Source organism: Spirochaeta cellobiosiphila DSM 17781 (assembly GCF_000426705.1).
Classification (GTDB): domain Bacteria; phylum Spirochaetota; class Spirochaetia; order DSM-17781; family DSM-17781; genus Spirochaeta_E; species Spirochaeta_E cellobiosiphila.
Genome location: NZ_AUFW01000023.1, coordinates 16,681 through 28,111 on the forward strand (window position 1 = coordinate 16,681; position 11,431 = coordinate 28,111).

At 33.1% G+C, this 11,431-nt stretch carries 10 protein-coding genes; 7 read left to right on the top strand and 3 right to left on the bottom strand.

Annotation, left to right across the window (positions count from 1 at the left end):
• The first annotated feature begins 167 nt into the window (after positions 1–167).
• Positions 168–698 carry an NUDIX hydrolase gene (locus K345_RS0106190; RefSeq protein WP_028973436.1) on the top strand — a complete coding sequence of 177 codons (531 nt, stop codon included), beginning with the start codon at positions 168–170 and terminating at the stop codon, positions 696–698.
• Between the two features lie 349 nt (positions 699–1,047).
• A complete protein-coding gene (locus K345_RS0106195) occupies positions 1,048–1,440 on the top strand; it encodes a hypothetical protein (protein ID WP_028973437.1) in 393 nt (130 codons plus the stop codon).
• A gap of 856 nt (positions 1,441–2,296) precedes the next feature.
• Here the strand turns inward: K345_RS0106195 and K345_RS0106205 are convergent.
• Complete coding sequence (locus K345_RS0106205) at positions 2,297–2,926, bottom strand: hypothetical protein (protein ID WP_028973439.1); 630 nt, start codon at positions 2,924–2,926, stop codon at positions 2,297–2,299.
• 312 nt (positions 2,927–3,238) lie between these two features.
• Between K345_RS0106205 and K345_RS0106210 the strand changes: the two genes are divergently transcribed.
• From K345_RS0106210 to K345_RS19995, 3 genes are all read left to right on the top strand, one after another.
• A complete protein-coding gene (locus K345_RS0106210; protein WP_028973440.1) occupies positions 3,239–4,231 on the top strand; it encodes a hypothetical protein in 993 nt (330 codons plus the stop codon).
• 1,395 nt (positions 4,232–5,626) lie between these two features.
• The gene (locus tag K345_RS0106215) at positions 5,627–6,499 is read left to right on the top strand and encodes a radical SAM family protein (protein ID WP_028973441.1); all 873 of its coding nucleotides are present in this window, start codon (positions 5,627–5,629) and stop codon (positions 6,497–6,499) included.
• A 27-nt stretch (positions 6,500–6,526) separates the two neighbouring features.
• Complete coding sequence (locus K345_RS19995; protein WP_053228109.1) at positions 6,527–7,543, top strand: DUF2157 domain-containing protein; 1,017 nt, start codon at positions 6,527–6,529, stop codon at positions 7,541–7,543.
• Between the two features lie 149 nt (positions 7,544–7,692).
• Here the strand turns inward: K345_RS19995 and K345_RS0106230 are convergent, their stop codons facing one another.
• Both K345_RS0106230 and K345_RS0106235 read right to left on the bottom strand, forming a co-directional pair.
• On the bottom strand, positions 7,693–8,841 hold the full coding sequence (locus tag K345_RS0106230) for an AAA family ATPase (protein WP_053228110.1): 1,149 nt from the start codon (positions 8,839–8,841) through the stop codon (positions 7,693–7,695).
• Positions 8,838–9,638 carry an RNA ligase family protein gene (locus K345_RS0106235; protein ID WP_028973443.1) on the bottom strand — a complete coding sequence of 267 codons (801 nt, stop codon included), beginning with the start codon at positions 9,636–9,638 and terminating at the stop codon, positions 8,838–8,840. Before K345_RS0106235 ends, K345_RS0106230 begins: the two co-directional genes overlap by 4 nt.
• Before the next feature lie 708 nt (positions 9,639–10,346).
• Between K345_RS0106235 and K345_RS23645 the strand changes: the two genes are divergently transcribed.
• Together K345_RS23645 and K345_RS0106250 are read left to right on the top strand one after the other, a co-directional pair.
• On the top strand, positions 10,347–10,469 hold the full coding sequence (locus K345_RS23645; protein ID WP_281169310.1) for a hypothetical protein: 123 nt from the start codon (positions 10,347–10,349) through the stop codon (positions 10,467–10,469).
• A 62-nt stretch (positions 10,470–10,531) separates the two neighbouring features.
• A complete protein-coding gene (locus K345_RS0106250) occupies positions 10,532–11,272 on the top strand; it encodes a hypothetical protein (RefSeq protein ID WP_028973445.1) in 741 nt (246 codons plus the stop codon).
• The last annotated feature ends 159 nt before the right edge of the window (positions 11,273–11,431 follow it).

Sequence of the window (11,431 nt, forward strand, 5' to 3'; positions counted from 1 at the left end):
ATATTGCTTGAGCAATTTCCGCCCCAATCCCTTCGGACCGATCTTGCAGGTTATTTTGACGTTAAATGTACAATTAAACGATAAATTAAGGCTAATTAAAAATAATTACTTCCTAATATTAGTTTATATTGCTAAACTTAAATAATCTTAAATTACGTTGGGTGAAAATGATTGAATATTTAGAATTGTATAATAAAAATAGGGTTTCACTCAATAAAACAATTAAACGTGGCGATCACATTAATAAAAATGAATACTCCATAGCTGTTATAGCTATTATAATTAATAAAAAAAATGAAATATTATTAACTAAAAGAAGCACTAATAAATCAATGGCTCCAGGATTGTGGGAATGTACTGCAGGTTCCGTACAATTAGGCGAAACGAGTAAACAAGCTATAATACGAGAAATTAAAGAAGAAATTGGACTTAATATAAAAAATTCAGAAATTGAATTTCAGCAATCATTTATAGAGTATAATGATATTTTTGATGTTTGGCTTTCCGTAGTAGATTTTAACTTACATGATATAAGTCTAGACTCAAATGAAGTAGATGATGTAATAATTTTGCATGTATCTGAATTAAAAAAATTTATAGATACGCATAATGTTACAACGAGTTTAAATAAGATTTTAGATATATTGCAATCGATAAATCACATTTCTTTTCATGATTCAGCTGATTCTATCCCCTAAGGATTTATAACATTGAGTGAAAAATATAAAATGAAATAAGAGCCACAACAACTGAATTAATAGGTATCAGAACAGGGATAAGACTTTGGAAAGGATATGAACAAACAAATTTATATATAGTCTTTAAAATGGAATATGTAAATGGAATTGAAACGACTGATAATTTAGAAACAACTGAGGCACAGTTTTACATTTAATGAAATTATAGACATGGAAAATATTGTAGGTCTCTCTAAAGAACTGATATTTTAAAAACAGCCTAACTTTTGCAAAAAAGAAATTTCAGTTCAAGTAAATAATAAATATAAAGATTATAATCTTTATTGCTAAAAAGGATTTAGTAAGAAAAATGAATAAAGACGAAATTACAAAATATCTAAATAATTCAAAATTAGATTTAGATGAAGTATGGATAATATGTGGTGCAGCAATGGTATTACATGATCTAAGAGAAAGTACTTCTGATATAGATTTAGGATGTAAAAAAGAATATTTTGAAAAATTAATTACCAATAATAAAAACATTAAAACTTGGCCAGATGGGATGAGATCTATTGATTTTGATGAAAATATAGAAATTTTTGAAGAATGGAATATTAAGGAAAATAATCAAATCTCAGGGGTTAAAGTTTCATCATTAAAAGATCTATTAAATCAAAAAAAAGGATTAAATAGAGAAAAAGATAAATTTGATATTAAAATATTAGAAGAAAAAATAAAAGAAAAAAGAATCGACATTTAAATCGGGTAGCCGGAGGCTTTTCGCCCCCAGCCCCCACACCACCCTGCAAGCGGGTCCGCACAGGACGGTTCACTCCATGGAGTAAACGATAAAATAATTTGATCAATAGAATCCCTGCTTTTCCAGCCATATGTTAGACATTCCAGCGTTGGTAGAAAACGATTTCGAAAGATGCCAATAGGATTTACTACTGGCACCAGTCATAATGACAAAATCCTTTTCTGTTATTTAAGCCACTTTCCTTTTCATCCGATTAACCACCATCTTTAACTTCTTCTCAAGGAAGTTTGTTATTTCCCTTAAAAGAGAATAAATGTTGAAGCGACTTCTTTGTGTTCCAACAATGTTGGCTCTGATTTCAGGGGCTACCACTGAAACAGCCTGAACGTAAATCCGGTGCCCTCCGGTTCTTCACTAAAACCGACAATACTGCCATGCAGACTGATTTCCCCGGACAACCCTGTGATTTATCCTACCCCTCACCCACGGGGCATCGTCATCATTGACTGACTCTCGTCCAGAACGAGGTCTTCTATCACATTCTTGTTCATGGGCTCCCGGTATTGCCATGTCGGGCGTACCAAACATTTGAACCAGTCCGCTTCTTTGTCATGATTTTCGCTTTCAGCCATTCCAGGACTAATCGTCCCTCCATGCAAAAATCACTCCAACACTGCGTGACAAATCTACAGGTTAAATGAACGTTGAGCCTGTAGAAAAACAAAAAAAATCCTTTGGATTATAAAAACCTCTGATAACAGCGCTAAGTTGTTCACCAGTCATGGAGTATTTCAGGGATATAACGATAAAGAACTGGATTATTGATAGGATTGAACGGGGTTATTCTACGGACTCATTATTTTGGCATTTCAATTGTCACCAGATACGGATTCTCAGTTAGTTCTTCTTTTAAAAAGGATTCGATTTTAAGTTCATCAAGTTTTCCCTCATCACCAGTACCTGCAGTAAGACTCATGAATATATCTTTTTCAATTCCCATAACATGTACAAATGTTATATTGCCTATATCAAGTTGTTTGGTTCCAAAGATTGGATCTTGTACAAATAAAAGTCCATAGATGTTGCTTTCAAACCAATCACTGAATTCTAATAGAGTATATTTATTTTGAAGAAAGTTGTACTCGTCGCATAAATGACGATTAGCAAGATTAGCCAGAAGATTGACAAATTCTTGACTGGCTTCTTTTTTGTTGATTCGAAAACTGAGTTCATAGCCAATCTTTGGGCCTAGAAATACGGATACATAACAAATATGTTCATCGCCTGCATAAGCTAAGGTACAATCTATTGGATTAACTGGCGCCATTGGCATCATGGAATTTATTTGGGCATCCTTTTCAAAAAAAATCTCAACTGCTTCTTTTTTGTAAAATTGTTTAAAATGCTCCAATAATTGATTTACTACTGTTAACGTTGTTTCATCCTCAATTTCAAGCTCTTTTTGTATTTTTTCAAGATCACTCATTAAGTCCTCCTAAACATAGAATTTTATTTGTAATAGTAACATGTTTATATATTACAGGTATAATACTAAATTCTTATTAAGTAGGAAAAAAATCTGGCGTATAAATAATAATAAATAGTACAACTGTGGCCGTAGAACATCATGTTCTGCCACTTGGTTGAACTCCGGTGCCAACTGCCAATTATTATTCAAAGAAGAATCTTACATCCATGTCAGATAAAGAGTATTATTCTTTATTTTTAGATATATATTAAAAATCTGTGAGGCTTAATAATGTTGAATATTACAGAATGTGCCCGTTTGAGCGATTTGATGATTGTTACTGATATTAAATTATGGAATGACAAATATTTAGTGAGAAGCAATGATAAAATCATTGCTCTTGGAAGAGAGGATTTTGATCCGGTCTGGGAGCTGGCGCTTGAGGGGCGGACAAAAATCGATCTCGGTATGATCTTTCTTTTTGCAGGGCGGATTTTTCTTTTTTCCTGTGACACAGACTCGGACAATTTTAATATCTTTTGCATTGATGAGAATGGTAATATGCTCTGGAGGAAGCAGAGTGAATACAGGCCCAGGGATATTAACAGTATCACCTCTTTTAATGAAGAATTAATTTATCTGGGGTACAATAGCAATTCAACGGACCACCATATTATTGCTCTTAATTTCGAAGAGGGCACTGTTATAGAAAAGGCTCGCTTTCAGCTGAATGTACAGTATCTACACAATATTAATGACCGGCTCTATTTGTCGGGAGCATCAGGCCTTTTTAAGGCAGAAGGCCCGTCTTTAGAGCACTGGCAAAACATCACTGATATTTATATTGATTCTGTCATGTCACACAAAGACGGAATGCTTTTTATCGCTGAGTCTACTGATGCTTATAAGCTTTATGAGTTCAAAGGAACTGAAGAAGGACTTGTCAGTCTGGGTGAGTTTAGTCTTGATAGTTCGGACAGGGGGTTTATGGAGCCTCTTTTTATTGCTGACAAATACATGGTTAAACTTGCCGGTAAAAAGCGCGGGGTGGCATGCCTCACCTTCGGGCCGGAGGGAGAGTTATGGCACCGGTTTGACGGGGAGTATACGGGCCGGCAGATGGCCGGTGTCAATAATATATACCTGTTATTTTACGGAGTAGACACTGACTTTAATGACAAGCTCTGTCTGCTCGATTTGGCAACAGGTGAAGATCTTGCAGATGTTAAGTATGACGGTATGCTCTACGGCATTAAAGCAGTCAATAATATTCTCTTTGTCCGCGGTACAGAGGGACTGGTGATTTATCAGGTGAAGAAGTAGCAGGATTACAGGGAGAAGAAACTAACGAGTTACCATGTTCCTAAATCAAACATGGAAAAGGTTCTTGATAATTGTACCTATGGAAACTTTTCACCGGATGAGTATGATTATAGGATTGTAAATTCCTTTTTAATAAAGAACGAATATTCAAAGAAAAATCCGCTGTCTTAGCGGATAAAAAGATGGAATAAATTAGATTTAAACAATCTTCGGACTAACAGCCAAATATTTTCTAACTTGAATATAAACTGACATACTAGGTATTCCATTTATATATACTCTGGAGCACTTCGCCTAACAGCGATTACACGCAGAACCTATATCTTGGGCTCCTCCAAATCCTCATTCATCATAGTTTCTTCCTTGAAGAAATCACGCCAATCATTTAAACGTGCCGTAGGACTTTTTGTATTCGAGAAACCTTAAATGTTAAGTGAGATAGTTATCAGTAGAGTAGTAACTTTGGCTCCTCATCTATTGGTTGGTGTGTTGTTTTTTCCCCTTCCCTGCTATCCCTTATTATTCCTGTCTTTTTCACATATCTTCTTAGAAATCTTTACGTTATTGAATGAGTTCTAAGTTTGGAAACTAAATGGATTTCAGAAGGACTTTTCTGCTGGTCGATTTATAGAGTTTGCTCACCCGTCCTATAAACTTGCACAATCATAAGAATGTCGTATATTAAGAGACGTTAGGTACAATTCCAGGCTAAATCAATTTTTACATCATGAGTTCAAAACTGAAATGCAATACTTTTCTTAAAAGCCTCATAGGGATTTAAATATCCAAGAAACTTTCTGGGTCTACTATTTAGTGCATGCTCTGTATTGATTATCGTGTCATTACTAATTTTTCTTATATCAGTTTTCTTGGGAATATGCTACCTAATAAGACCATTTGCATTGACTAAGACTTTTTGCTACTAAAATCATAATTTAATAACGTTCTTCTTGGCTGATATGGCTATAACAAAGAATGTTGGATGTGAAATGTTTCTATGCAAGATATTCTCACTTCTTTGGTAATTTATGTGGTACTATAGATCCAAGAGAGGATATCTTGTTTTTATTTATACTACTATGTCTTTCTTTGCTTTATTTCCAGTTGTTGCACATCAGATTTGAATTCGGGAATAATTAAGAGAATATTTGACATTCAAACCGATTAATTTACTCCTTTAATTGTGTTCCGATAACTGCCAATAACATAGTATATTTGGTTCGCCTTCAGCTCACCCCAACTGATCTTTTGACCAATATCGAAAAAAGTATGATATACTTTTCCCGATATTACTCAAGCCCACAAAGGGCCGGATAAAAAGGAATTATTTTATATGAATAAATATATTGATTTAAAAAGAGTAGAATTTTCGATCACAGATAATTGAACTTCTCATTGTATTCATTTTGTTCGAATTATGATTCTAAGAGATCAACTAAGTCAATTTCTGTTGAAAAGGGAAAGAGCATTCTTGATAGAATTACAAAAGAATATTCCATTGACTCTGTAATGACTTTCGGTGGAGAACCTCTTCTATATCCAGATTCTACTATCGGGATATTAAATTATGCAAAGGAACTGGGAATCCCATCAAGACAAATCATAACCAATGCATTTTGGACCAATAATAAATCAAAGATTGATGAGATCTGCCTCGCTTTAGAAAAAGCAGAAGTTAATAATATACTAATTTCTATTGATTACTTTCATAATGAAAAACTTAATTATAATATTGTAGAATATTCAATCGCGAGATTGCTCACAACCAAGTTAAAAGGAATACAACTGCATCCCTGTTGGTTTGAGTCTTCTGAAGGCGACAACCAATTCGATAATAAAACTCGGGAGTTGCTAAATTATTTTTCTCAGAAATATAATATTAAAATCAGTCGAGGAAATGTATTATTTCCAGCAGGAAGAGCTTTAGAGAATTTTCCCAATCGATTCAAAACTATTTCTAATATTAATGAGATTGATTGCAAAATCCTTCCTTATACAGATAAACCTGACAAAATAGAATCTATTTGCATCAATCCTTATGGAATTATAGATAGTTTATGTACTGATGAAATGGAAGTCGATGATTTTCTTGAGAATTATAATCCTTATAGGGATAAAATAATGGAAATGTTTCTTAATGAAGGAATTGAAAAAGTACTGCTTTATGCGGAAGAATTGTCTATAGATTTTGATATTACCGAGTACTATTCAGTTTGTGATGCCTGTCGAGATTTAAGACAGGAAATAAAGCGTATAAAGCGGAATTAGCCACTTGTCACAGAAAGGAATACAGAAATGAAATTTACAATAAGTGATCTAAAAAATGGTTTAGAAAAGAATATAATTTCCAATGACCAATATGAACAGTTATTAAATCTAAGTAAAAGCAATCCAGATAACAATAAAGTCATGAATCTTCTTTACTATGCCGGTGCATTGCTAGTCATTTCTGCAATGACTTGGCTGATGTATAACAGTTGGGACATCTTTGGCGGCGGCGGAATAGCTATCTTAACTACAATTTATATTGTTGGAATGTTATTGGGAGCATATTATCTATACTTCATCAAAAAATTAATAACACCAGGTGGATTGCTATTTTCTATCGTCATTTGTCTCATTCCACTTCTAATGTTTGGATTGTTAAAGCATTTTGAAATTTGGCCACAATCAACGAGTTATGGAGATTTTTATATTTGGATAAAAGGCAAATGGGTGGTTCTTGAATTATCTGGTATTTTTGTAGGTTTAGTAATTCTATATTTTGTAAGATTTCCATTTATCCTTGCTCCCATCTCTTTTGGATTATGGTTTTTCTCGATGGATATTGTTCCAATAATATTCGGAACAAATTACCTTACTTGGACAGACAGAAAACATATTTCTCTTATTTTCGGAACAATAATGTTAATAATAGGATACTTTATAAATCGCAAATCAAATAAATCATTTTCATTTTGGCTATATCTATTTGGTTTACTAACACTAACAGCTTCATTATCCATTTATCACAACGATGAAATTGGCAAATTCATCATCTTTTTTGCTGTAAACTTATTTTTTATAGGTTCCTATATTATTCTAGATCAAAAAGTTTTCTTAATATTTGGGACTATAGGAATGACAGAACTATTATCTCGTATCTCATATGAGTTCTTTAAAGACTCGCCCCTACTTCCTTTCATTCTTACTTTTTTTGGAATTGGTCTAATCTTATTAGGAATTTTTTATCAAAAGAATCAAGCAAAATTAGAATCAAAACTAAAGTCTATAATTCCAAAAGCAATACTCAATATTAAACCACCTGAATAACAAAATGGTGGTATAACATACGCATTATAGTTTAAAAGAGAGGAACAATGAAGATTACCATACTAGGTGGTGGAAAATGGGAAACGACCCTTACAACAATTTACGCTAATAAATATAAAGATGAAAATATTGCTTTTTGAATTAGACCACTATAATGATGGACAGCTGTGTTGAATAATATATTCAATTTCATGAGCCTCTTCATAAGTCGGAATTTCTAATTTCTGAATTAACCTATCGATTACACCTTCTGGAACAATATTTTCACGATTTTGGTTTTGTACTAATAATTGTTGAAACGGCACTTCTAAGTAGATTATTTTGACTCTTGCTTTATAATCAATAAAAAGTGATATCCACTTATTTCGGAGTTCTTTTGTGATATTTGTGGCATTAAAGACAAAAGTCATTTTATTGCGTAAATATTCTTTACAGGTTTCTTTTCCTAATTGTACAACACGTCCATTCCCCTTTCTATCTGTAGGCGAGATATTGTTTGCACGGCGCAAATCATCTAAAGAAACAACAGGATAGGATAAATGATTTTGTATATAAGTATCCTTTCCCGTTCCAGGTAATCCGGAGAGCAAAATCACTTCATATCCCAAGTCATCATATGGTTCATATTCCAGTGACATATTTTGTTTGTTGAGATAAAGATATCGAGCGTAATGAGAAGAAAAATTTCTTTTTTGACCAAAACAAACATTTTCTAAGCACAGTTCTTTAAATAATTCAATTTTGCATAATAAATCTTCTCTATCTGCAGAAATACGACCAAGAACATCTGCTTTAGCTAAAATGTATAAAAATTCAGTATTTAACACTAAACTGGCTTTAACTACTTCTTTTTCCGGGTTTGCCTTTTCAAAAACCCATAACGGAAGTCCATGATAACGAACCAAATGAGTAATTTCCTCCCGAATAGCAAAAGGAGGGGCTAACTGCTGATATAAAAAGCTCCGTGTAGCTGCTTCACCTCTTTTTGCATGTTTAGGAGAAACAATTCGAGTTATTCCATCCACTACTTCTGTTGTTGTGGTAGATCTTTTTTCAATGTCATGAAGTAATGCAGCACTAAACAGAATATGTTTATCCTGTTCGCTTAATTTCTTAAATTCCGGCAAAGCAACAAGAGCTTCCACCACCATTTTCGTATGAGTAAATACATCACCTTCTGCATGCCATTCAGGATCTTGTGGAATATTTTTCATCTCCTGAAACCAAACAAAATTTTGTTCCAAGGAAGTCCAGTCAATTGAGGTATTTATTTCGTAATAAGGGAATTTCCAAATCATCTTTTTTCCAAATACTCATATCCAAACCAATTGTATTTACTATAATCAATAAGTTGGGCAGGCATCCAAGTTTTTGTCCAATGTTCATCTGTATTTACATGTGATTTACGCACAAGTTTAAACAAATTATTAAACTCATTTTTTGCAACTGGAATTGAACCTTCATTTGTCTTAAATCCTTTAGCATTTCTAATCACAAACCCCTCTGAGCTATCATTACCTGTTTCTGGAGAATAACCTCCCAGTTGGCCAGAAGTCTCTACATATTCAGTCCAATTCATTCCAAGATTACGGGTTAACCATTCTTCTAAGATTTCGTTTTCATTTTTACTTTCAGAATATATATCTTTTAAGGCAGTTGAAATTGTCAACTCCGGTACAGTTGGAAAATCATACATTTCGGCATAAAATTTTACTTCATCCCAGGATAACCAAGTATCCTTTTCTCTCACTGCAAAAACATAAAAATATGATTCCAATTTTCGGTAAGCAATGGAATGAATGCCATACATATTCTCACCAAAAATCTCAATGTCCTGTAAGTCATTTTTAATCAAATTCCAGCGTTCACGCATGGGTTTATCCCAAGGATGCAATGTTGGTGAGATGTGGGATCGAGCAAACACGCCAAGTTTACTAAAACAATTATTTTGCCCATCTAGTTTTTCAGTTAAAATGAGCTTTTCCATCGCAGCAAAACTTTTTAAAAAGCCACTTGGCATAAAACGGTCATCAGAGGTAGACCCCAAACTTATTGGGGCATGTAAACTTCTACAATATTTTCTTAATTCATTCATCTTAAAAAACCTTACAAAAATAATCACTTGCTCGCACTAGTTGCTTAGCAAAACCTATAATAAATAATTATCATAAATTAAGACAGAAGACTTGCTCTCAATTCCCATAAATATCTGCCCTTTTATCGATTTTTTAAAACCATACTTCACGTAAAGTCCTTTTTCGACTACAGGAGGAGCGGAAGTACACCTAATAGTTTTCAGGGTTAGTGCAGCGGATACGAGCAATCCCTTGCTGGTAATCACGGCAACTGACTCTCTAAGATCTGAGGTAGGTGGTAAGTTGCAAGATACAAAGAAGACGACTATAATGCATCTCATATTACTTACGAAGCTCTATCAATAAATGATATTAACGAGAAAATTAATACTTAAACTGTGTGCATGCAGCTAATGCGTTCATAAGGGATACAGGAATAAAGTATGGATTTAGAAGCAGGTTTTGGGTTAGAGAATATGAGGTCAATCAAGCAAGTGTCTTGAGTGTTACTCCATTTTTAGATTTCTGTGAAAATTACAAGGGGCATGAAAACTTCTCTTTTCAGAGATGTGGGTATCCTGATGGAAGCTCAAAAATGATATGGGAAGAGTCACGCAATTATCATAAGGCTATATTTGGTACTAACCTAATATACATAACAGGGAGTGTTCCTGAACAGCTTTTTTAGTACAGTAATTGATATCAGTGATAGTACAAAGTATCGCATTATGTTTCATGAACATTATGGTCCTAACATAGAACAATGCTTAGTCATTAACTATGAACTAAAGGGAGAAGAACTAGAGTTTTTTAAAAAAGCAATAGAAAATGCTATTGAGCTTAAAACATAGAAAGATCCCTAACATGTTGAAGCCATCGTCAAAAATATATGTCATGAATTTGGAGTCTGGGAATGTTGTTTGATTTTCTATTTCATAACAGTAGGTTTGAAAAAAAACTAAAAAAATTATCAGTAAATAATTCAGGAATATCAATTATTGATAATATAGATAACGTTTATATAAATTTAGTTTACGGTATTTTATTACAAAAGACTAATTCATGGTTTTTTGCTAGAGAAGATGAGATATATAAGGGTTTAACTGATACCAGATTTACATTTGATCAAACAAGGGATTTTCTAAATAACAACATATCCTATATAGATGATCCAGAAGTTCATGAAATAAGGAAACAATACGACAAAGTTTGTGACGAGGTTAGAGAGATTTGCAGTAAAGAAACACCTCTAACTGTTATTTCTAAAGAACAACTGGATAATTCTGCAAACACTTTTACACCAGGAATCACTTTCTTTTTAGGTGAACAGAATATACCTATTGATTTCCATTTTAAAGACAACGTTTATGAAGAATTGAATTTATATTCAAATTTTTTACCCAATTTTATTTCACTACAAAAACCGAAAAAGTTCAAAATAAGCGGTTTTTTTGCATACAAATATTATGCTAATTTCGACTTTGTCCATGAAAATCTTGAATATCCAGTACCTGTAAGAGTACTAATTGTATCCATAAGACATAATGAGCATCTATATGATCTAAAACTATATGATGCACCAGATAATGGAATTAACTATAAAAAAGAATATAAACGGTTCTTAAAGAACATAATATTAAGAAAATTTAAATAAATATAACATGGGCTGATGCAACTGCATATGTAGTGGTCTAATTAAACTCACACCAGTCATTATGCAGCTATTAGTTTAACTTTGCCATAATAAATATCTTCTGGGAATTCATCATCTAAAGCGTGATGTCTTCTCCTATTATTATAGTACTCAAAATAC

Excerpts from the sequence above, each read along its gene's own strand:
- K345_RS0106190 (WP_028973436.1), top strand. The coding sequence starts at position 168 with ATGATTGAATATTTAGAATTGTATAATAAAAATAGGGTTTCACTCAAT.
- K345_RS0106195 (WP_028973437.1), top strand. The coding sequence starts at position 1,048 with ATGAATAAAGACGAAATTACAAAATATCTAAATAATTCAAAATTAGAT.
- K345_RS0106205 (WP_028973439.1), bottom strand. The coding sequence starts at position 2,926 with ATGAGTGATCTTGAAAAAATACAAAAAGAGCTTGAAATTGAGGATGAA.
- K345_RS0106210 (WP_028973440.1), top strand. The coding sequence starts at position 3,239 with ATGATTGTTACTGATATTAAATTATGGAATGACAAATATTTAGTGAGA.
- K345_RS19995 (WP_053228109.1), top strand. The coding sequence starts at position 6,527 with ATGAAATTTACAATAAGTGATCTAAAAAATGGTTTAGAAAAGAATATA.
- K345_RS0106230 (WP_053228110.1), bottom strand. The coding sequence starts at position 8,841 with ATGATTTGGAAATTCCCTTATTACGAAATAAATACCTCAATTGACTGG.
- K345_RS0106235 (WP_028973443.1), bottom strand. The coding sequence starts at position 9,638 with ATGAATGAATTAAGAAAATATTGTAGAAGTTTACATGCCCCAATAAGT.
- K345_RS23645 (WP_281169310.1), top strand. The coding sequence starts at position 10,347 with ATGTTTCATGAACATTATGGTCCTAACATAGAACAATGCTTAGTCATT.
- K345_RS0106250 (WP_028973445.1), top strand. The coding sequence starts at position 10,532 with ATGTTGTTTGATTTTCTATTTCATAACAGTAGGTTTGAAAAAAAACTA.